Annotated in this window: 19 protein-coding genes; 4 read left to right on the top strand and 15 right to left on the bottom strand. The window is 65.8% G+C overall.

The annotated features are described in order from the left end of the window. The first annotated feature begins 108 nt into the window (after positions 1 to 108). Genes thiL through L0U83_RS01720 form a run of 4 tightly spaced genes read left to right on the top strand, consistent with a single transcriptional unit; the run spans position 109 to position 2,772 of the window. A complete protein-coding gene (gene thiL / locus L0U83_RS01735; protein WP_233879822.1) occupies positions 109 to 1,098 on the top strand; it encodes a thiamine-phosphate kinase in 990 nt (329 codons plus the stop codon). Continuing rightward, positions 1,088 to 1,645: a phosphatidylglycerophosphatase A family protein gene (locus L0U83_RS01730; RefSeq protein WP_233879821.1), complete on the top strand. Its 558-nt coding sequence runs from the start codon at positions 1,088 to 1,090 to the stop codon at positions 1,643 to 1,645. Before thiL ends, L0U83_RS01730 begins: the two co-directional genes overlap by 11 nt. A gap of 34 nt (positions 1,646 to 1,679) precedes the next feature. Then, entirely contained in the window at positions 1,680 to 2,180 is a 501-nt protein-coding gene (locus L0U83_RS01725; protein ID WP_233879819.1) for a CinA family protein, read from the top strand. A gap of 55 nt (positions 2,181 to 2,235) precedes the next feature. Continuing rightward, positions 2,236 to 2,772 carry a cupin domain-containing protein gene (locus L0U83_RS01720; protein ID WP_233879817.1) on the top strand — a complete coding sequence of 179 codons (537 nt, stop codon included), beginning with the start codon at positions 2,236 to 2,238 and terminating at the stop codon, positions 2,770 to 2,772. A 148-nt stretch (positions 2,773 to 2,920) separates the two neighbouring features. Here the strand turns inward: L0U83_RS01720 and L0U83_RS01715 are convergent, their stop codons facing one another. The 15 genes from L0U83_RS01715 to L0U83_RS01645 all read right to left on the bottom strand — a co-directional run bounded on the left by L0U83_RS01715 (position 2,921) and on the right by L0U83_RS01645 (position 21,742). After that, positions 2,921 to 6,286 carry an OmpA family protein gene (locus L0U83_RS01715; protein ID WP_233879815.1) on the bottom strand — a complete coding sequence of 1,122 codons (3,366 nt, stop codon included), beginning with the start codon at positions 6,284 to 6,286 and terminating at the stop codon, positions 2,921 to 2,923. A 588-nt stretch (positions 6,287 to 6,874) separates the two neighbouring features. Then, a complete protein-coding gene (gene pyrF / locus L0U83_RS01710; RefSeq protein WP_233879813.1) occupies positions 6,875 to 7,690 on the bottom strand; it encodes an orotidine-5'-phosphate decarboxylase in 816 nt (271 codons plus the stop codon). A 122-nt stretch (positions 7,691 to 7,812) separates the two neighbouring features. Then, positions 7,813 to 8,997, bottom strand: coding sequence for an aldose 1-epimerase (locus L0U83_RS01705; protein WP_233879811.1), 1,185 nt, complete (start codon positions 8,995 to 8,997; stop codon positions 7,813 to 7,815). Positions 8,998 to 9,316: 319 nt separating this feature from the next. Then, positions 9,317 to 10,231 carry an SMP-30/gluconolactonase/LRE family protein gene (locus L0U83_RS01700; RefSeq protein ID WP_233879809.1) on the bottom strand — a complete coding sequence of 305 codons (915 nt, stop codon included), beginning with the start codon at positions 10,229 to 10,231 and terminating at the stop codon, positions 9,317 to 9,319. Next, positions 10,228 to 11,028 (bottom strand): SDR family NAD(P)-dependent oxidoreductase, encoded by an 801-nt coding sequence (locus L0U83_RS01695; protein ID WP_233879807.1) that lies wholly within the window; start codon positions 11,026 to 11,028, stop codon positions 10,228 to 10,230. Before L0U83_RS01695 ends, L0U83_RS01700 begins: the two co-directional genes overlap by 4 nt. Before the next feature lie 45 nt (positions 11,029 to 11,073). After that, entirely contained in the window at positions 11,074 to 12,102 is a 1,029-nt protein-coding gene (gene araH / locus L0U83_RS01690; RefSeq protein WP_233879805.1) for an L-arabinose ABC transporter permease AraH, read from the bottom strand. A gap of 21 nt (positions 12,103 to 12,123) precedes the next feature. Next, positions 12,124 to 13,635 carry an L-arabinose ABC transporter ATP-binding protein AraG gene (gene araG, locus L0U83_RS01685; protein WP_233879803.1) on the bottom strand — a complete coding sequence of 504 codons (1,512 nt, stop codon included), beginning with the start codon at positions 13,633 to 13,635 and terminating at the stop codon, positions 12,124 to 12,126. Positions 13,636 to 13,712: 77 nt separating this feature from the next. Next, positions 13,713 to 14,720: an arabinose ABC transporter substrate-binding protein gene (locus L0U83_RS01680; protein WP_233879801.1), complete on the bottom strand. Its 1,008-nt coding sequence runs from the start codon at positions 14,718 to 14,720 to the stop codon at positions 13,713 to 13,715. A 143-nt stretch (positions 14,721 to 14,863) separates the two neighbouring features. Then, positions 14,864 to 15,643 carry an SDR family oxidoreductase gene (locus L0U83_RS01675; protein ID WP_233879799.1) on the bottom strand — a complete coding sequence of 260 codons (780 nt, stop codon included), beginning with the start codon at positions 15,641 to 15,643 and terminating at the stop codon, positions 14,864 to 14,866. After that, entirely contained in the window at positions 15,640 to 16,317 is a 678-nt protein-coding gene (locus L0U83_RS01670) for a 2-dehydro-3-deoxy-6-phosphogalactonate aldolase (RefSeq protein ID WP_233879797.1), read from the bottom strand. The genes L0U83_RS01675 and L0U83_RS01670 overlap by 4 nt, the downstream gene beginning before the upstream one ends. 66 nt (positions 16,318 to 16,383) lie before the next feature. Further along, positions 16,384 to 17,400, bottom strand: coding sequence for a 2-dehydro-3-deoxygalactonokinase (locus tag L0U83_RS01665; protein WP_233879795.1), 1,017 nt, complete (start codon positions 17,398 to 17,400; stop codon positions 16,384 to 16,386). Continuing rightward, positions 17,397 to 18,344: an IclR family transcriptional regulator gene (locus tag L0U83_RS01660; protein WP_233879793.1), complete on the bottom strand. Its 948-nt coding sequence runs from the start codon at positions 18,342 to 18,344 to the stop codon at positions 17,397 to 17,399. Before L0U83_RS01660 ends, L0U83_RS01665 begins: the two co-directional genes overlap by 4 nt. Before the next feature lie 481 nt (positions 18,345 to 18,825). Continuing rightward, positions 18,826 to 19,215 (bottom strand): RidA family protein, encoded by a 390-nt coding sequence (locus L0U83_RS01655; protein WP_028201897.1) that lies wholly within the window; start codon positions 19,213 to 19,215, stop codon positions 18,826 to 18,828. Positions 19,216 to 19,299: 84 nt separating this feature from the next. After that, positions 19,300 to 20,781 carry an N-acyl-D-amino-acid deacylase family protein gene (locus tag L0U83_RS01650; RefSeq protein ID WP_233879791.1) on the bottom strand — a complete coding sequence of 494 codons (1,482 nt, stop codon included), beginning with the start codon at positions 20,779 to 20,781 and terminating at the stop codon, positions 19,300 to 19,302. A 34-nt stretch (positions 20,782 to 20,815) separates the two neighbouring features. Then, positions 20,816 to 21,742, bottom strand: coding sequence for a MurR/RpiR family transcriptional regulator (locus L0U83_RS01645; protein WP_233879789.1), 927 nt, complete (start codon positions 21,740 to 21,742; stop codon positions 20,816 to 20,818). Between the last annotated feature and the right edge of the window lie 106 nt (positions 21,743 to 21,848).

Genomic DNA, 21,848 nt, shown 5'->3' with positions numbered 1-21,848 from the left:
AGCATTCCTTACAGTTCGGGCGCAGGTGCCACGACCGCAATGAGTGGAACGGCGCGCCAGCACGCCCTTCGCAGCGTCGGACACGCCAATTGTCATAGACCTTTCGACATGCTTTCCGAGTTCTCCCTGATCGACCGTTATTTCGCGCGACGCGCCCGAACGAACACACAACGCGCCGCGCTCGGCATCGGCGACGACTGCGCGCTCATCGCGCCCGCTCCTGGTGAAATGCTGGCCGTCTCGACGGATATGCTGGTGGAAGGCCGCCATTTCTTCCCAGATATCGAACCGCACGCGCTCGGCCACAAGGCGCTCGCCGTCAATCTGTCAGACCTTGCCGCAATGGGCGCGCAGCCGCTGGGATTCACGCTGGCGTTCGCGCTCCCCAAGCCGAACGAGGACTGGCTGGCCGCGTTCAGCGCGGGCCTTTTCGAGCTGGCTGACCGCTTTGACTGCGAGCTGATCGGGGGCGACACCACGGCGGGCCCGCTCAATCTTTGCCTTACGGTGCTCGGCTCGGTGCGTCAGGATGCCGCACTTCGGCGCGACGCCGCGCAGGCGGGCGACGACATCTGGGTCTCCGGCACGCCCGGCGACGCGCGCGCGGGCCTTGGCGTATTGAGAAGCGAATGGCAAGTGAGCGAGCAGGACGCCGCGCACTTTCGCCGCGCGCTCGAATACCCCGAGCCGCGGGTGTCGCTCGGCCTCGCGCTGCGTGGCGTCGCGCGCGCGGCGCTCGATGTATCGGATGGGCTGGCCGGCGACCTGCGCCACATTCTGGAGCGTTCGAACCTCGCTGCGACGATCGACGTCGATACCCTGCCGCTCTCGCCCGCTCTCGCGCGCCTGCCGCGCGACGTGCAAATGCAATGCGCGCTCGCGGGCGGCGACGATTACGAACTGTGCTTCACGGCGGCGCCGGCGCAACGCGCAGCGGTCGAGGCGGCCGCGCAACAGGTGGGCGTGCGCGTCACGCGCATCGGTACAATGAGTGCCCTCACGTCGCCTCAGGCCACGCCCGCAATCGCCTGGCGCGACGCCGCGTGCAAACCGCTCAACCTGAAGTTGCAAGGTTTCGACCATTTCCATGCAGACTGACCCCACGCCCTCTCCCGCCGACGAACTCGCGACGGCCGGGCGACCGGAACCCCAGCCTGGCGGCCCGCGCCGCGCCGACGCGCCGTTCATGCTCACGCATCCGCTTCACATCATCTCGCTCGGCTTCGGTTCGGGGCTCTCGCGCCTCGCGCCCGGCACCGCCGGCACACTCTTCGCGTGGGCGGCGTTCGAAGTGCTCAACCGCTACCTCACCGTGACCGAGTGGGGACTGCTGATCATCGTGGGCTTCTTCGCGGGCATCGGCATCACCGGGTTCACGGCGAACAAACTGCGCGTGGAGGACCCTTCCGCCATTGTCTGGGACGAGATCGTTGCATTCTGGCTCGTGCTGCTGATGATCATGCCCGTCGATTTCATGGGCCGGCTCTGGGCCTTCGTGGTCTTCCGTTTCTTCGATATGGTGAAGCCGCCGCCCATCCGCTATTTCGACCGGCGCTTCAAGGGCGGCCTCGGCATCATGCTCGACGACATCGTCGCCGCTTTCTTTACGCTGCTCGTCATTGCGCTCTGGCGCATGTCGGTCTAAGCCCACCTGGCCGCCACTTCAACGGATTGCTGCAATGCCTACCGATTCCGTCGTCCACCAACTTGCCATCCGCGTCGGCAACAAGCTGCGCGACGGGCGGCTCATGCTCGCGACCGCCGAGTCCTGCACCGGCGGCATGGTCGCCACCGCCATCACCGATATTTCAGGCAGCAGCGGCTGGTTCGAGCGCGGCTTCGTGACTTACTCGAACCAGGCGAAGACCGAGATGATCGGCGTGCCGCCCGAACTCATCGAGAAGCACGGCGCCGTAAGCGAGCCGGTTGCGCGCGCGATGGCCGAAGGCGCGCTCAGCAACAGCCGGGCACAAGTTTCGCTGGCGATCACCGGGGTCGCCGGTCCCGGCGGCGGCACGCCGGAGAAGCCAGTCGGCATGGTGTCGTTCGGCTGGAGCAACCGGTTGCACACGAGCGTCGAAACGCTGGTCTTCAAAGGCGACCGCGAGCAGATCCGCGCGCAAGCCGCCGCACATGCGTTGCGCGGGCTGCTCGCGCTGATCGACGAACAGGAACGCTAATACCGGCCCGATCGGGTTTGCACCGCCGACCCGGCCCATCACGGAGGCGCACGCCATGACAACCGCGAATGCCGCAGTCGAGGAACTGATCCGCCGCTTCGGGCTCGAACCGCACCCCGAAGGCGGCTACTACAGCGAAACTTACCGCGCCGACAAGTTCGTGCGCCGCGACGGCGCGCCCACGACCGACGGCACGCGCGCGGCCTCGACTGCGATCTATTTCCTGCTCGCGGATGGCGCCTATTCGGCCTGGCACCGCATCCGCTCCGACGAACTCTGGCACTTCTACGCGGGCTCGCCCATCGAGATCCACTCGATCGACGAGCGCGGCGTGCTCTCCACGCGCAAGCTTGGGCATGCGTTAGACCATCCGGGCACGGTGTTCCAGGCCGTGGTGCCGGCCGGGCACTGGTTCGCGGCGCGCTGCTGCGATCCGTCCACGTATGCGCTCGTCGGCTGCACGGTCGCGCCGGGGTTCGAGTTCAGCGAGTTCGAGATCGCCGATGTGAACGCGCTTGCGGAAAAGTATCCGCTGCACCGTTCGATCGTCGAGCTTTTCGGCAAGCCGGCATCGGTCGCGAAGAAGGATTGAGCGGCACGGCGCAGCTTGCCATCTTGAAAGTCGCAGATAAAAAAACGGCGTGCCCGAAGGCACGCCGCAATCGCCCTACCACTCCAGACGATCTCAACGAGATCGCCCTCGGGCTGGCGCTCCCTACGCACCAGCCCTTGCTCCCCACTTATTGCATGGAGATCTGTACGCGCCGGTTAGGCGCAAGACATGCAACCACTGCTGACGTCGCTTTCTTGCCCGGACACGACTTCACCGGATCGGCTGCGCCGCGGCCGTTGACTTCGAAGCGCTCTGCCGTCACGCCTTGGGCTTGCAGCGCGCTCAGCACCGCCTGGGCACGTTGCTGCGACAACTTTTCGTTATGCGCCGCCGAGCCGAATCGGTCGGTGTAGCCGTCGACCTTCAGCAAGTGGAGCTTCACATGCGAATCGCGGACGCGTTGGGCGAGCCCATCGACCATCTCTTTGCCTTCCGGCTTCAGCACGGCGCTGTCGAAGTCGAACAACGCGTCAGCTGACAGCGAAACCGGTTTCGCCAGCTCAGCGGGTGGCGGCGATGGCGGCGGCGGAGCCGGCGGCACGCACTTGTCGAGTTCGCCATTCAGCTGGCCTTGCATGTTCGTGATCTGGCCGTTGATGGTCGTCACGTCACCCTGGATCGACGTGATGTCGCCAGCCAGGGTCGTCACATTACCCGCGAGGTTCGACACATTCGTGTTCGTCGCGTACAGCTGCGAGCCGTTCACCGCGTCAAGGCTCGTGGCGCTCAGCGCGCCATTGGCCACGTTGTGCAGCGCCACCGCCGACGAGGCGCCCGTGCCGCCCAGCGTCACCGACGTATGTGCCGACGAGTCGTACAGAACCGCATCGGCCAGCTGGCCTTGCATGTTCGTGATCTGGCCGTTGATGGTCGTCACGTCACCCTGGATCGACGTGATGTCGCCAGCCAGGGTCGTCACATTACCCGCGAGGTTCGACACATTCGTGTTCGTCGCGTACAGCTGCGAGCCGTTCACCGCGTCAAGGCTCGTGGCGCTCAGCGCGCCATTGGCCACGTTGTGCAGCGCCACCGCCGACGAGGCTCCCGTGCCGCCCAGCGTCACCGAGCTATGTGCCGACGAGTCGTACATCACCGCATCAGGCGAAGTGCCGCCGCTGATGTTCGTGAGTTCGCTATACAGATTGGAGATATCCGACGTGTTCTGCGTGACCTTCGAATTAGTCGCGAAAAGCTGCGAACCGTTCACCCCGTCCGTGCTAGAGGCCGTCACACGGCCAGCGGCCACGTTCGTGATCGTGCGCTCGGCGCCCGCCGAGCCCACGCTTACCGTGCCCGTGGGCGACGTGCCCGCGTAGGCGTAGGTCGTGCCGCCGATCACGCCGCTTGCCGTGCCGACCGCGGCGGCCGTGGTCGCGCCATTGCCCAGCGCGACCGAGTTCGCGACCGAAGCATTCGCGCCCCGACCGATTGCGATCGAGCCCGTCTGCGAGGCCACCGCGCTCGTGCCGATTGCGGTTGAGCTCACGCCCGAGGCATTCGCGCCATAGCCGAACGCCGAAGCACTGTCCTGCGTCGCTTTCGCGCTCGCGCCCATCGCGGTCGTGGCATTTGAACTGGCGAAGCTATTCGTGCCGATTGCCGTTGCGTAGTAAGTTCCACCGCCCGTGGCCGTGGAGGATGCGCCCAGGGCAATATCCCCGAGATTCGACGCGAGCGCAGCGTTGCCGATCGCTTCCGAATAGTTACCGATTGCGGTTGCGCTCGAGCCAAGCGCGATCGCGGACATGCCCGACGCCGAGGCGACGGGACCAATTGCCGTGCTGTTCGTGCCCGTCGCCGACGAGTCCGCGAGCGTCGAATTCGTGTGGAAGTACTTGATGCCACCGCCGTTGTTGATGTTGTTGACGGTGTTTGTGAGGTTGGTGACGTTCGTGTTCGTCGCGTTCAGCTGCGAACCGTTCACCGCGTCGGTGCTCGTTGCGCTCAGCGCGCCGTTGGCCACGTTGTGCAGCGCCACCGCCGACGAGGCACCCGTGCCGCCCAGCGTCACAGAGGTATGTGCCGACGAGTCGTACATGACGGCGTTTGCCATCTGCCCTTGCAGCGTCGTGACATTGCCTTGAAGCGTGGTGATGCTGTTGGTATTGGCCGTGAGCTGCGTATCTGCGGCGTAGAGCTGCGAACCGTTCACCGCGTCCGTGCTGGTAGCCGTCACACGGCCAGCGGCCACGTTCGTGATCGTGCGCTCGGCGCCCGCCGAGCCAACGCTCACCGTGCCCGTGGGCGACGTGCCCGCGTAGGTGTAGGTCGTGCCGCCGATCACGCCGCTTGCCGTGCCGACCGCAGCAGCCGTAGTCGCGCTGTTGCCCAGCGCCACCGAGTTCGCGACCGAAGCATTCGCGCCCCCACCGATTGCGATCGAGCCCGTCTGCGAGGCCACCGCGCTCGTGCCGATTGCGGTTGATCTCACGCCCGAGGCATTCGCGCCATAGCCGAACGCCGAAGCACTGTCCTGCGTCGCTTTCGCGCTCGCGCCCATCGCAGTGGTCGCATTTGAACTGGCGGAGCTATTCGTGCCGATTGCCGTTGCGTAGTAAGTTCCGCCGCCCGTGGCCGTGGCGGATGCGCCCAGGGCAATATCCCCCAAATTCGATGCGGTCGCACTGTTGCCGATCGCCTCCGAATAGTTACCGGTTGCGTTCGCGCTCGAGCCAAGCGCAATCGCGCTCACGCCGGAAGCCGTCGCCACCGGACCGATGGCCGTGGCGTTCGTGCCCGTCGCCGACGAGTCCGCGAGCGTCGAATTCGTGTGGAAATACTTGATGCCACCGCCGTTGTTGATGTTGTCGATGTTGTTGATGGTGGTATTCAGTTGCCCCAGCGCGGCGTCGACCTCGGCGAACGCGCCACCTACCGTCGTCTGTGCCGTGGTGGACGGCTGCCCCGTGATCGAGTTGGCGTTCGTAAGCGTGTAGGTCGGGCCCGTAACGGCGCCCGTGCTCGCATTGATCGAAGCACCGCCGCCAAGCGCCGTCACGGCGGGCTTGAGCTGGCTGACGTTGACGGCATCCTGCGTACTCACACCTGCGGCGAGGCCGGAAAGCAGAACGCCGGGATTCGTGGCGCTACCAGCGGTCATCTTCGCAATGTAGGTGCCGGCCGAGCCCGGGGAGAACGCGATCACTTGCTGCGTCGAGCTGACGACGAGCTGCGTATTGCCTTGGCCGATGGCGGTATAAGCCGACTTCCCGGCGGTGTCGCCGATAATGTCCGTGTTGCCCCAAGCCGAGCAGCCGGCTACCGTACCGGTGGTGGGGATGTAGTTCATATACGAGTTAGATGCCCAAGACACGCACATATCGGCCCACGCGGCGCCCGGCAGCATGAGTCCAGCAACGCCGGCACCAATTGCGCTCACTGCAACGAGCACTTTGCCCTTGGACTTGCTCTTCCCACGCGCAACAGCATTTTCCTGCGCCGCGACCCACGTTCCAGTGGTTTCGTTCCAGACTGAACGATAAGTCTTATTCATTTTGCAATCCTTAATAATCTATCCAGATTCGCAAGGTTTAACGGGCCTTGCAACCCTGCTTTGATGCGCACACGAACCAGATCCGATCCTGCTCGCGTTCGCCTGAGTGCCAGACGAAGCTTCACTGCCGGCTTTTGTGCCCGCAGGTCAGATTGATCCGTTGTTCAATACCCTTGAGCTACTGACTAGTTTCTACTTCGCCGTAGCTCGATCCAATCGGAGGAATTCGATTCGCTGGATACAACGCCAGACGATGCGCGACGCGTGTGCTAGACGAGCCAAAGCAAATCACAGACGGTGTAAACACGCGGGAATCGCAGCGCACCGGCACGACCGATGTATGCGTTCGCCGGAGAGGATCCGAAACGTTTGCGAACACCGATCAGCACGGATGTGGCGCGGGTATCTACTACCCGCTATGAGGCTGGAATGTTACGGAGGAGAAGATGAGGAACGCATCGGACGATTCTTAATTTTGCGGCAGCGCACCACAAAATCGCCCGAACGCAGGAGGAAATGTTAGGAAAGTTTTAAGAATGATCGGCGCAAGTCTCAACGATGCTTGCGCCGCCCAGCGCTGCGCGAATGTCAGCGATAAAGGTTGATCCGCTCGCGCGTCTCTTGAGCAGCCGTTGCAGCCGCCTGCGCGTAGTCGTCGCCCTTGCTCGCATAGATGATCGCGCGCGACGAGTTGATGAGCATGCCAGTGCCGTCGGCGGTGCGGCCCGCCTTGACGGTCGCCTCGACATCGCCGCCTTGCGCGCCGATGCCCGGAATCAGCAGCGGCATGTCGCCAACGATCGCACGCACCGTTTCGATTTCCTTTGGAAACGTCGCGCCGACCACGAGGCCGAGTTCACCGCTCGCATTCCACTTCTGCGCGGCGAGCCCCGCTACGACCTGATAGAGCGGCTTGCCGTCGGTGGTGAGGAATTGCAGATCGGAACCGCCGGGATTCGACGTGCGGCACAGGACGATCACACCCTTGCCCGCATGCGCAAGCCACGGCTCGATCGAATCGAACCCCATATAGGGATTGACCGTCACGGCATCCGCCTTGAAGCGCTCGAAGGCTTCACGCGCGTATTGCTCGGCGGTGCTGCCGATGTCGCCGCGCTTGGCGTCCAGAATCACGGGCAGGCCCGGGTGCTTCTCGTGGATGTGCGCGATCAGCGCTTCGAGCTGATCTTCGGCGCGATGCGCGGCGAAGTAGGCGATCTGCGGCTTGAACGAGCATGCATAAGGCGCCGTGGCATCGACGATATCGCGGCAGAACTCGAAGATCGCGTCGCTGCGGCCGGCCAGCGCGGCCGGGAATTTCGTCGGCTCGGGGTCGAGCCCGACGCACAGCAGCGAGCCAGTGCGCTGCCAGGCAGCCGAAAGGGTCTGGGAAAAGGAGGTCATGATGGGAGCCCGCAGGCGTGCCGTAGAAGGGAAAACGGCCCGTATTTTACCCGGCGCGGGGTGCGACGCCGCGCCACGCGGACGATGCCGGGCGCGGCGCTTGAGCGCCGCGCCGCGATCTCTCAGCGCACTTCCGCCCTCGCGCGAGCGCCCTTGCCGCCGCGCGCCCCCGCCCGGCCACGCGCCCCTGCGCGGTGCGGGCTCGCCGCCGCGCGCATGTCCATGCGCTCGACGGTGAAGGAAAAGCGCCGCACGAGCCGCTCGCCGTGCGCGAGCACCGTCATGCCGTTGGCGTCGCCGCCGCCGCGCAGGTTCACCGCATTGATCGGATGATCGACGGGCTCGAAGCAGAAGAAGTCCGCGCCCGGCGGCGTGTAAAGCACGTAATAGTCGGTGTTGGCGCAGATCGAGAGCGAAAGCCGGCGGCGCTCCCACACCACGGCGGCGCGTCCGCTCCAGCCGCTGAACGCGTGATTCACGAGCTGGTCCGGCAGCGGATACGCCACGCCGAACTGCCAGGCGGGCGGTGCGGGTACGTGGCGCACAGGCAGCCAGTCCTGGCCCGAGAGCCACAGGCCGCTAGCGGGCGCGGAAAGCTCGGTGCTCGCGTCGCGCGCGAGGAAAGGGTGGATGCCCAGGCCGAACGGCAACGCGTCGCGGCCGGTGTTCTCCACTTCGAGCGCAACGTTGAGCGTCGCGCCGTCGAGCGCATAGGTGAGCGCCGCGCGGTACGAATAGGGTTCACCGTCGCTGCGGTCGAGCACGAGGCGCACGTTTTCGCGATCGGCGCTGTCTATGGTCCACGGCGCGAGCCAGCCGTCGCCATGAATCGGCAGCGGTTCGCTGGCGCGATTGCGCGGCACTTCGATATCGCGCCCGGCAAAGTGAAACCGCCCTTCACCGATGCGATTCGAGTACGGCAACAGCGGGTAACAGGCGAGTTCGTTCGGGTCCATGCGCGCGCTCACGCGCTCGCAGCGGCGGAACACGGGTTCGAACGTGCCTTCGCTGCGCCAGTCGAAGCGCGTGATTCCGCCGCCCAGCTGGGGCGCGACGTCGAGCCGCAGGTACGCGTTCGCGAGCGTCACGCAGGCCACGTCGCTCGTGAGCGCCGCGCCGATCGCCACGGCCGAGGTGCTCGGCCCCGGCAGCACGGGATGCGTGGCGGCTTCGAGCCGCGCGCGGCGCGCAGCGGCGGGTGAGTTGGGCGAGGCGGTTGCGGCGGCGGCATTCGGCAATGAAGCCGAAGCGCCTGGGGAGACGGTGGAACGGGTGGGTCGACGCACAGCGGAATTCGCGACGCTCATAAGATGCTCCTCGAGAGGCATGTTTGATTGCCGCCGACCAAAGGTAAAAGCCCGGCGGCTCACTGGTGGCCTGCCTGGTCCATGCGCTCACTCTCGCAGGGTCCGGCGGCCGCTTCTTGTGTTCGCCCTTCTACTGGTACTGGCAAAGCCAACTGCTCACTACCGATCGACTGCATCTGTTGCCGAAGAACAACGGCTATCCGTCTTTTGTTTCGCGTGCGCCTGGGTGGCGGCTGGTGCTTTCATCGAGGGCGGCGCACGCGCACCACCCACCGAAGCGATTCGCACGCGCCTTCAGGCGGTGCTTAATACAACCGCGTCATTGGCGGCGGCGCCCTTGAAACCGCGGTTCTTCAAGGCCCTGGCGGCCGATTCGAACCGCGAACACGCCGCCGGCATGCGGTTCGCGCGCGAGGGCCTCCTCCTCCATTTCCTCGCGTGCGCTCGTGACATAGAGCGTGTCCAAAAGCGCACCGCCGAGCGTAACGCAGCTTGGCTGCGCTGTGGGAATCTTTACGCGCTCGGTTTCCATACCATCGGCGCCGTAGCGCACCACGCGCTCGCCGCCCCATTGGGCATTCCAGAGGCCGCCTTCGGCGTCCACAGTCGAGCCGTCCGGCACGCCGGTGTCGTCAGTCAGCGTGACGAAGGTGCGCTGGTTTGCAATCGTTCCATCGGCACCGTAGTCGCACGCTTGAATCTCGCGCGAGAGCGTGTCGCAGTAGTACATCGTCGAGCCGTCGGGGCTGAATGCGATGCTGTTCGAGATTGCCGGTGCGGGCAGCGGCAGGCGTTCGAGCGTCAGGTCATGATTCAGCCGATAGAAGCCACCAATTGCTTGCCTGGGTGTTCCTTCGTACTTCGTGCCGAACACGAAGCGGCCCTGGCGGTCGCAGCGCCCGTCGTTCAGACGTGTCGGGACGCCGGGCTCGACTTCGACGATCGTTTCTATCGCGCCCGTCTCCAGATCGAAGAAAGCAAGGCGCGATTCGAGGCCGAGCAGCAGCGTGCGCTCGTCCTCGCAAAGCGCGAAGCACGCAAGGCGCTCCGGCATCGCCCAGGTGACGTGCTTGCCGTCGCGCGCGTCGTAGCGTGCAAGGTGTTTGTTCGTGATATCGACCCAGTAGAGCCGGCCGCGGCGCGCGCACCAGGTCGCGCACTCGCCCAGCTCGCACTTCGCGTGCACGAGCAGCTCAGCCGCCACTTCGTTCGATGCGCCGTCGCTTACGCTCATGCCCAGCCTCCGTCCACCACGATGTCCTGCGAAGTGATCATGCGGCTGTCGTCGGCGGCGAGAAAGAGCGCCATGCGCGCAAGGTCTTCAGGCAGCAGTTCGGCGTCGATGCACTGGCCGCGCTTGATGTCGGCACGCCCTTCTTCGTCGAGCCACAGGCGGCGCTGCTTGTCCGTCATCACCCAGCCCGGCACGAGCGAATTCACGCGCACGCCGTAGCGCCCAAGATCCTTCGCAAGCCCGCGCGTGAGTCCCTGCACCGCCGACTTGCTCAGGGTGTAGACCGGCATTCCCCACTGCTTGAGCATCCAGCTGATCGAGCCCAGGTTGATGATCGAACCCGCACGCGCGGCTTTCATGTCCTCCGCCACGGCTTGCGCCGCAAACAACTGGTGCCGCACGTTCACGGCGACGCACGCGTCGAACGACTCGGGTGTGACTTCGGCCAGCGTGTGGCGGCGGTCATTCGCGGCGTTGTTCACGAGCACCTGAATCGGCCCGAGCGCCGCCTTCACGTCAGCGATGGCGGCGCGCAGCGCGTCGATATCGGTGAGATCGCAGGCCGCGAAGAGCGGCTTGTGGCGCGAGTCGCCGAGTTCGTCAGCGAGCGCCTGGCCCGCGCTCGTGTCGATATCGAAGAACGCGACGCGCGCGCCCTGCGCGGCGAAGTGCTCGACGAACGACGCGCCGATGCCGGTCGCGCCGCCCGTGATCAGCACCACGCGGTCGGCCAGGCTCGGATAGCGCGCGAAGTTTTCGTGCGCGTGGCGCGCAACAGCATTAGCGGGAGACGACATCGTGTTGGGCTCCTGATGAATCGCTCGGTATGACAATCGCCGGGTTTAATCACGCGTCCCGCGGTTTTTCAGCTGGTCGAGCAGCACTGCCGCGAGCAGGATCGCGCCGCGCACGAGGTACTGGTAGAACGCGTCGATGTTGAGCAGGTTCATCACGTTCTCGACCGTACCCATGATCAGCACGCCGATCACGACGCCCGAGATCGTCGCACGGCCGCCCAGCAGCGAGACGCCGCCCAGCACGCACGCCGAGATCACATTCAGCTCGAAGCCTTCGGCCGCATTCGGCTGGCCCGATGTGATGCGCGAGGCGAGAATCACGCCCGCGAGCGCCGTCACCGCGCCCTGGATCAGGAAGATCCACACACGCGTGCGCTCGACCTTGATACCGGCCAGGCGCGACGCCTCCGGATTGCCGCCGATGGCGAGCGTATTGCGCCCATACACCGTTTGATTGAGCATCACGCCGAACACGATGAAGCAGATGAGCGTGACCCAGATCGGCAGTTGCACGCCGAAGACCGAGGCCGTGCCCATGGCGATGAACGTATCCGACGACACACCCACGGCCTGGCCGTGCGAGGCGATGAAGCCGAGGCCGCGCACGATTTCCATCGTCGCGAGCGTGGTGATCAGCGCGTTGATGCGCAGATACGCGATCACCGCGCCGTTCACGAAGCCGATCGCGGCGCCCGCCGCCACTGCTGCAACGATGGCGATGAACGTGTTGTTCGTGGCGTTGAGCACCATCGCGCAGAGCACGCCCGCGAAGGCCACGATCGAGCCCACGGAAAGGTCGAAGTCGCGCGAGGCAAGGCAGAACATCATCGTGCAGGCCACCATGCCGATCTGCGAGACCGACAGCGCGAGGCCGAGCATGTTCTCGATCGAGAAGAAGTGATCGACAGTCAGCGACATCACGATGAACATGACCACGAAGATCACGATCAGGCTGTACTCGGTGATCTGCTGCCACCACTTCTGCTTGTCGCTCTGACTCGGAATCAGCGCGTCGGCGACGCTTTTGGCCGCGCTGTTGGCAGACTCGGCCGCCAGGTTTTCTCTTGCTTGCATTTCAGTTTCCTCCCCGTCCACTCATGCAGCCTTGGCCTGCGCGCGCTTGGGCAGCGCGAGGTCAAGCACCGCGTGTTCGCTCGCCGCGCTGCGCGGCAACTCGCCCGAAATACGGCCTTCGCGCATCACCACGATGCGATCCGACACGCCGAGCACTTCCGGCAACTCCGACGACACCATCACGATCGCGCAGCCGCGTTTAGCGAGCTGGTAGATCACGTTGTAGATTTCGTGCTTCGCACCGACGTCGATGCCGCGCGTCGGCTCGTCCAGAATCACGACCTTCAGGTCCGGCTCGGCGAGCCAGCGCGAAAGGATCGCTTTCTGCTGGTTGCCGCCCGAGAGAAAGCGGATTTTCTGGCGGCGGCTCGGCGTCTTGATCTTCAGCAGCTTGATGAAGCGATCCGCCGTTTCCGCTTCCTTCTTGCGGTCGAGGAACATGCCCGCGCGCAGATAGTGGCGGCGGCAGCTGATGTTGATGTTCTCCGAAACCGTTGCCATCGCAACGATGCCCTGCTCCTTGCGGTCTTCCGGGCACAGCACGATGCCGTGACGGATCGCGTCGCTCGCGCTCTTCACGCGAATCGTCTTGCCGTCCAGTTCAATCTCGCCGGCGCGCCGCTTGTGCGTGCCGTAGATGAGCTGCATCAGTTCGCTGCGCCCCGCGCCCACGAGCCCGAAGAAACCGACGATCTCGCCCGCCTTCACCTCGAAGCTGGCCGCTTCGTTGAGCGGATGCCCTTCGACGCCACGCACCGCGAAGCGCACGTTGCCATGCTCGCGCGGCGAATAGTTGTAGATGTCGCTGATCTCGCGGCCCACCATTTCGGCGACGAGCGTTTCGCGCTTCACCTCTTCGAGCTTCTCGTGCGAGGCGACCTTGCGACCGTCGCGGAAGATCGTGCAGGCGCTGCACAGCTCGTAGATCTCGTCCATGCGGTGCGAGATGTAGATGAGCGCGCGGTTATCGGCGCGCAGCTCACGAACGAGCTTGAACAGCACTTCGGTCTCGCGGTGCGAGAGCGAGCTGGTCGGCTCGTCGAGCGCGATCACGCGCGCATTGCGCAGGAGCGCCTTGCAGATTTCCACCATCTGGCGCTGCGCGATGGAAAGCTTGCGCAGCTTCGCGGCCGGATCGAGATCCACGCCCATGGCGGTGAGGCGTTCGCGCACGAACTTGCGCGCCTCGCCGCGCTTCACCCAGCCAAGCGCATTGGGCAATGCGCCGAGCAACAGGTTTTCCGCCACGGTGAGGTCGGGCACGTATTGCAGTTCCTGGTGGATCACCGCGATGCCCGCGCCGATCGAAGCCGCCGCATCGGAGAAGTGCACCTCGTTGCCGTCCATCAGGATGCGGCCGGAATCGGGCTGATACTCGCCGCCGAGGATCTTCAGGAGCGTGGACTTGCCCGCTCCGTTCTCGCCCATAAGGCCGTGCACTTCCCCCGCGTTCACCTCGAACGACACGCCGTCGAGCGCGCGCACGCCTGGGAACACCTTGCCGATATTGTCAAAACGCAGTGTCGCTGACACTTCGGTTTCCTCTCATTCGATGCGTTGCGGGGCGCTCGCCCCGCAACGGGAAACACCTCAAACCACTTCTCTCGAACTTACTTCGAAGCGAGACCCATCTGCTGACGCACGCTTTCCACGTTGTCGCGCGTGGCCAGCATGCCCGTCGTCAGCGTGAGCAGCGGCGGTTCCTTGCCTTGCGTGATCCACGTGTACATCAGGTCCGAGGTTTCTTCGCCATGGCGCTTCGGGCTGATGATGACGGTGCCGTAGAAGCCGGTCGGCTGCGGCTTCTTGAACTCGTTGAGTGCCGAGTCCGAGCCGCCGATGCCGATACCGATCATGTTGTCGGCCTTGAAGCCGCGGCCTTCCGCTGCGCGCACGGTGCCGAGCACGGCCTCGTCGTTCAGACCGTAGGCCACCCAGTGCTTGTACTGCGGGTTCTTCGTGAGCGCGATGTTGGCGGCGTTGAAAGCGTTTTCCGTGTCGGTCTTCGCTTGCGGCGCCATCACGATGTTCGCCTTCGGGAAGCCCGCTGCCACGAGCGCGTCGGTCGCGCCCGTCGTGCGGTCATGCGCCGTCGGCAGCTGCTCGTAGGTCACGTCGATCGCGCCGACATCCTTCATGTCCCAGCCGCGCTTCTTGATTTCGGCAGCGATGCCGTCACCCACCTGCTTGCCGATGTTGTACGCCGAGATGCCCATGTGCGGCACCGACTCAATCGGCTTGCCTGCGCCATCCACGAGGCGGTCGTCCACCGTCATCATCTTGAGGTTGTCGGCCTTGGCCTTGGCAACGATGCCCGGTCCGAGCTTCACGTCAGGCGTGCAGATGATGAAGCCCTGCGCCTTTTGTGCGGCCAGGTTGTCGATCGCGCTCATCACCTTCTCGCCTGAGGGCGCGCCGATCTTCACCAGCGTGAAGCCCTTTTCTTTCGCGGCCATTTCCGCGAACTTCCATTCGTCCTGGAACCACGGCTCTTCGGGCTGCTTCACGAGAAAGCCGATCTTCACCTGGTCTGCGGCCTGTGCCATGGGGGCTGTGGCGAGCGTCGCGCTTGCGGCGACCGCGGCGGCCATCAGCGTCAGAAAGATGCGTCGTTGCATGTTGTCAGTCTCCTGTCTTCTTCAGTCACGGGAAGGGTATCGGCCGCCTCTTCTTTTACCCGTCGAACCGCGCGGCCAGCGCTTCGGCGGATTCCTGCGTTTTCCTTAATCCTTCGTGCTGCGAATTACTTTTTCTGGCTCTCTCATTCGTGATGCAGTGCCGTGCGGCCGCCATCTATCGTGATGCAGCTCGCGTTGATGAACGGCGCTTCGTCCGAGGCGAGAAACACCGCCGTCATCGCCACCTCCTCCGGGCGGCCAATGCGCTTCATCGGCGGCAGTTCCAGCGTGGCCTTGCGCGCCGCTTCCGGGTCGGGCTGCGCGTTCCACCAGTCGTGCGTGAGCTGCGTTTCGATGTAGCCCGGCGCGATCGCGTTCACGCGCACGTTCCTCGGCGCGTACTCGATGCCGAGCGCGCGCGTGAGCCCGATCACGCCGTGCTTCGCCACCGGGTACGGGAAGCAGCCCGGAATGATCTGGAACGCGTGCGTCGACGCAATGTTGATGATGCTGCCCGCGCGCCGTTCGACCATGCCCGGCAACACCGCGCGGCAGCCGTTCCACACGCCGTCCAGATCCACGGCGAAGCAGCGGCGCCAGTCGTCGTCGGTCATCGTGAGCGGGTCGGCGAACACGTTGATGCCCGCATTGTTTACGAGCACGTCGACCGGGCCGAACGCGCGTTGCGCTTCTTCCACGGCGGCGCGCATCGAGGCGGGCTGCGTCACGTCGGTTTGGACGGCGAGCGTTTGGGCGCCTTCGTATGCGCTCGCGATCTCGCGCGCCGTGGCAACGGCGGCCGCGCCATCAAGCTCGGCGAGCACGACGGCGGCGCCCTCGGCTGCGAACGCGCGCGCGATCGCCGCGCCAATGCCGCGTCCGGCGCCGGTTACGAGTGCGACCTTGCCCGCGAGGCGATTCACTTTTGCGCTCCGTGCACGGCTTTCCAGCCTTCGATGAATGCCAGCGCGTTCGCACGCGTGGCCGCCGCGTCCTGGCCCGGCTTGTAGAGCGCCGAGCCAAGGCCGAAGCCGCTCGCGCCCGCGGCCAGTTGCGGACCCATGTTGTCCGGCTTCACGCCGCCCACGGGCAGCAGGGGCACCACCGGCGGAATCACGGCGCGCCACGCCTTCGTCACGGCCGGCCCGAGTTGCTCGGCGGGGAACATCTTGAGCGCGTCGGCGCCGTGCTTGAGCGCCGCGAACGCTTCGGTCGGCGTGGCGACGCCGGGCACGCACGCGAGGCCCTGGAGCTTCGCGGCGAGGATCACATCGGTGTCGGCGTGCGGCATCACAATCAGCTCTCCGCCGGCTTCCCGCACGTCGCGCACGCGCTCGGTGGTGAGCACAGTGCCTGCGCCGATCATCGCGTCCTCTGGAAGCGCCTCGCGCAATGCCGCGATGCTGTCGAGCGGCTGCGGCGAATTGAGCGGCACCTCGATGATCCGGAAGCCCGCTTCGTAAAGCGCGCGGCCATGCTCGGCGGCCTCGGCGGGCTTGATGCCGCGCACGATCGCGACCATGCCGCACGCGCCGAACGCGGCAACGAAGCCGGCGTGTGGCGTGTACGGGGCGGGCAGGTTCAGTTCGGGTTCCATGTCGGCTTCCTGTTGCTTGGCTTCGTGTCTGTTTCGATTCAGCAGGCTCGATTCATCGGCACACGTTTAGCGCGGCGCGACGAGCCCGGCCTGTACCGCAATGCGCCAAAGCCCGTGTTCGGTCGCTTGACGCACGAGATGCGCGCCGCTGCAGCCGAAAGCGGCAAGCGCCATGCGGTAGCGCTCGCACAGCGCCTCGGCGCCGATGAGCTGCGGCGCGCAACTGGCCAGCGCCACGTCGCGGCGCGAGAGCGCCGCTTCGAGGCCCGCCAGCTCGTGCCCGATCACTAGGCCCGAGAGATAGTCGGGCTGCTCGTCGGCGGCGAGCTGGGCCGTGAGGCCGAGCGTGCGCGTGCTGAACGCCGTGGCAAGCAGGCCCACGCAGCCCTGCTCGCGCGCCACGCCCACGCCGCGCAGGAACGCGGCTGTGTCGGGCTCGACGGGATGCTTCATCGTGCGACCGAGGATCGTATGCGCGCACAGCGCCGCGTAGACCTCGCCCGTCATAAACGTGTAGAAGCGCGCAATGCGCTCGCCCTCCACCACCACCCATTTCGCGTGCGTGCCGGGCAGACCGATGAGCGACGTCTGCGGCTCGGCCTCGTCGCTCAATCCACTCAGCGCGCCAAAAATTTGCGTTTCCTCGCCGCGCATCACGTTCGGCAGCGCACCCGGCTCCAGGACGCCCGGCACCACGGCGAGTTCGGCGCCGCACGCGGCGCGCACGCGCACGATGCCGGCCACCAACGCCTGGGCGCTCGCGGGTGTTTCGACGTAAGGCGCCTGCACCCAGCCCTGGGCGCTGCCGACCATGCCCGCCGCCAGCACCGGCAGCGAGGGCGCTTGCGCGAGCCACACGCCGCACGCTTCGTCGAAGGCGGCGTCGAAGCCGCCTTCTTCGGCGGGCACGGGCAGGTTCATGATCCCCGCCGTCGAAACGCGCGTGGCAATCACCTTGCCCGCCGCATCGAACAGATACGCGCGCAGCGAGGTCGTGCCCCAGTCGAGCGCGATGAGCGCGGCTTCGCGGGCGATCGCGCCGTCGCTGGCCGCGCCGCTCACAGGCTTCTCACGCGCTTTCATCGGCGGATCCTGCGCGTGGTGGGCTGCGGCGCGCGCCAGCCCAGTTCCTGCGAAATCGCACGCGCCTCGCGCTGCACGACCGGAATCAGTTCGTCCATGCGCTCGAGCGGCATGTAGGGGATCGTGCTCGCCACCGAAAGCGCCGCCACGATCGCGCCAGAAGCGTCGCGCACCGGCGCCGCCACGCAACGGATCGAAATTTCGTTCTCCTCCAGATCGAACGTGTAGCCGCCCGCCGAATAAGTGGCCATGCGCTTGAGGAAGGTATCCGGTTCGAGACTGTGATCGGGGCGGAAGCTCACGCCCGCAAGCGTGCGGCGCGACGCGTCGAACAGGTCGCGCCACGATTGCGGCGCGAGGTCGAGCATCATCGCCTTGCCAATGCCCGTGGACGCGAGCGGCATGCGGTGCCCGACGCGCGAACGCATCTCGAGGCCGCGCTGGCCGGGAATCTTGTCGATATACAGCACGTCGTCGCCGTCCCGCACGCCGAGGTGGATCGTGTCGAGCGTTTCATCGGCCAGTGCCTGCAGATGCGGGCGGGCAACGGTCGTGAGCGGCATCTGCTCGAGCGCGATGGTGCCGAGTTCGATGAGCTTCGGCCCGAGCAGATAGCCGCCCTGCACCTGGCGCAGGTAGCGCGCCTGCACGAGGCTCGAAACGAGGCGGTGCGTGGTGCTGCGCGTCGTGCCGAGCACCGCGCCGAACGAGCGCAGGTCGCGCACGCCGGCGGCGGCGGCTTCGAGAATTGCGAGGCCACGCAGGAGCGTCTGGGTGCCGGCCTGCTGCATCGAACCATCGAGCAGCGTGCTCGCAACGCCGATTTCATCGGTGGCGGGACGGGCTTTCGGCTGCGCCGCAGCGGCGCTTGTCGCGGGATTTTGCACGGGTGCGGCCTCGTCGGGGAGGTTCGCGGCGAGTGTGGAAGACATCGCTTTGTTCATGGCGAGGGCGATGAAAGGAAACGTTCGAAATGGCGCGTGCCGTCAGGCGGCGCGCGAACCTTGCTTCGGGAGACGGCGCGGCGCGTGGGCGGCCGGGGCGCATCGTGCGTGGAGCGGCGGGCGGCGCGTGGCCGCGCAAAGCGCTGGCTGAAGCATGGCGAACGTCTCCTTTGCGGTCCGGTTCGCTGCGCGTCTTACGCGTGCGCCGGATTTATCTGGGTCTGCCAACGGTGTTTGCCGCACACGAGGTCATCGCGGCATGTCGGATGGCTGGATTGTAGGCAGGTTTTTTCGAGTTCTCCAATATGTGATTGGGTCGCTCATATATTGGGAAATGGCTGCACTCCGCCGAGCGGCCAACGAGGGACAGAATGTGCATCTCCGCCGCCTCCCCGCGCGACGGCGACACGCAAAAGAAAACGGCTGCCGGATCACTCCGGCAGCCGCTTCCTGTCCAGCTACGCGCAACTGCGCCGCGCCCTTACTTACCGGCGGGCGCCTTGTAGGCCACGCAGTCCACTTCGACCTTGCAGTCCACCACCATGCTCGACTGCACACAAGCGCGTGCCGGCGGATGCTCACCGAAATACTCGCGAAACACCTTGTTGAACGACGTAAAGTCGCGCGCATCGTCGAGCCACACGCCGCAGCGCACCACGTGCTCCGCGCCGTAGCCCGCTTCCTTGAGGATGGCGAAAAGATTCTGGATGGCCTTGTGCGACTGCTCGACGATACCGCCGTTGATCACCTCGCCGCCTTCCATCGGCGTCTGGCCCGAGACATACAGCCAGCCGTCGGCTTCCACGGCGCGCGCGAACGGCAGATGTTGTCCGCCCTGCCCCTTGCCGCCTTCCGCTCCAATTCGTTTCATCGTTTGCTCCTTTGAGATCGTGCGGCGCACGCGGCTTTTTGGGCCATGCGCGCCGAGGGTCGAAATTCGATAGATAAAGCTTGCTTAAAAGGCGTTCGCCTCTGGCTGTGCCTCGCGTTTGCCGCGCGCGACGAAGTGGCCCGCGCGCTCGCCCGTGGGCTGACCGTCGCGGTACGAGAGGACGCCGTTCACCCACACCGCGTCGATGCCTTCCGCCACCTGCTGCGGCTTCTCGAACGTCGCCGCGTCGCGCACGCGGGCGGGGTCGAACAGCACGAGGTCGGCGTGCCAGCCCACATGCACCTCGCCGCGTTGCGAAAGGCCGAAGCGCCGCGCCGAAAGACCCGTCATCTTGCGCACCGCTTCTTCGAGCGGCAGCAAGGCCGCGTCGCGCGCGTAGTGACCTAGCACGCGCGGAAATGCACCCCATAGGCGCGGATGCGGCAACGGGTCATTCGGCAAGCCGTCCGAGCCGACCATCGTGGCCGGATGCGAAAGAATGCGGCGCACGTCGTCTTCGGACATGTTGTGGTAGACCGCGCCGGCTGGCTGCAAACGCTTGCCCGCTTCCTGCTGCGAAACGCCCCACTCGGCCGCGATGTCCTTGATGAGCTTGCCCGCCTGCTCGGGGTGCGGCGTGGACCACGTGATCGTGATGTCGATGTCGCCCGTCACCTGCTTGAGGTCCAGCGTGGAAGAACTGCGGCTATACGGATAACAGTCGCAACCCACCGGCTGATACTTGCGCGCGCTTTCGAGCGACGCGAGCACCTCCGTGCTGCGCCCCCAGTTGGAAGGGCCAGCGCATTTCAGGTGCGAGATCACCACCGGCACACGAGCATGCTGGCCGATGTGATACGCCTCGTTCATCGCTTCGAGAATCGCGTCGAATTCCGTGCGCATGTGGGTCGTATAGAGCGCGCCGGCGGCGGCGAGCGGCTGGGCAAGCGAGGCGACCTCTTCGGTCGATGCCTCGAACGCCGAACCGTAGGCGAGGCCCGTGGAAAGGCCAAGCGCGCCATGCGCGAGCGCGTCTTCGAGTTGCGCACGCATGGCCGCGATCTCGTCGCCGGTGGCGGCGCGCTTCAGATCGTTCATGTGATTGTTGCGCAGCGCCGTATGGCCGATCAGTGCGCCCACGTTCACGGCGGGCCGCGCCGCGTTGACCGCGTCGACGTACGCCGAGAATGTCGGATAGCTGAACGCGTCGCGCTCACCGAGCAGGTTCATCGGGTCGGGGGGATCGCCCTTGAGCGTCACCGGCGACGCGCTGATCCCGCAGTTGCCGACGACCACCGTCGTCACGCCCTGGCTGATCTTGGGCAGCATTTGCGGCGCGCGGATCACGTGCGTGTCGTCGTGCGTATGGACGTCGATGAAACCCGGCGCGAGCGCGCGCCCATTGGCCTCGATCACCTCTTCCGCGAGCCAGTTCGACAGGTTGCCGATCGCGACGATGCGTCCGTCGCGCACCGCCACGTCGCGCTCGACGGGCGGCGCGCCGGTGCCGTCGTAAAGCATGGCGCCGACGATCAGCGTGTCGGCGGCTTCGGGGTGCGAATGCATACGCGTCTCCTCAGGATGGCTCTCAGTTCGACGTTCAGTCACCGAGCGGCTGGCGTTCGCCGCCGCCGCGATGCGCGTCTAGCGTGTGCTTCATGCGGCGCAGCAACTCGCGGCTTTCCTCGGGTTGCGCGAGCGCCAGCTCGGTTACGAGCACGTCGAGTGCCATCATCATCGCGTAACGTGACGATGACGGCTTGTAGATGAAATCGGTCTCGCTCGCGACGATCGGCACGAGCCAGTCGGCGAGCGCGGCGAGCGGCGAAGCGGGCGCGGTGAGCGCGACGAGCTTCGCGCCGTAGTCGCGCGCGATCCGGCACGCATCAACGAGTTCGGGCACGCGCCCTGTTACGGAAAGCGCGACGACCATGTCGTCGGGCGAGAGCGTGCTCGCCACCATGCGCTGCAGCAAGCTGTCCTGGTACGACGCCACCGGACGGCCCAGGCGCACGAGGCGAAAGCGCATTTCGTCGGCGAGCGCGCTCGAGCCGCCGCCCATGCCGAACACGTAGATCATGCGGGAGCGCGAGAGCGCCGCAGCGGCCTGCGCAAGCGGCGCCTGGCGCAGCAGCTCGTGGTTGCGCGCAAGTGCCGTATGAATTTCGTCGTAGACGCGCGTGGCGAGCGGTTCGGCTTCAGCGTCGGCGGAGCGCGGCTTGCCCTCCCCTTCGGAAGCGCCGGCGGGACCGCCGCGCAGGAAGCGCTCGCCCACGGCGGCTGCCTGCGCGAGCCGCAGCTTGAGTTCGCGCACATCGTGGCAGCCCACTGTCTTCGCGAAGCGCGTGACGGAGGCAATGCTCACGCCCGCGCGCTGCGCCAGCTCGCCGATACTCGCGCGCGCGGCACTGGCAAGATCGTCGAGGATCAGCGCGGCCACATCGCGCTCGGCTGGACGCAATTCGGGCACGCATTGCGCAATTCGCGCGACGATGTCGAAGCGGGCCGGATCGGCTGCGGTGTTCATTGCAGGGAGTCTGTTAATAAATAACAATTCACGAAGCGATGTTACTTTGTGTACTATCTCCGAGTCAACGCCGGTCCAGAATATGCCGGTGTAGCTGCGTCGCATG

Source organism: Paraburkholderia flagellata (genome assembly GCF_021390645.1).
GTDB classification, from domain to species: domain Bacteria; phylum Pseudomonadota; class Gammaproteobacteria; order Burkholderiales; family Burkholderiaceae; genus Paraburkholderia; species Paraburkholderia flagellata.
The sequence above is the reverse complement of the archived record's forward strand: the minus strand, read 5'-3'. Positions and strand labels throughout refer to the sequence as shown.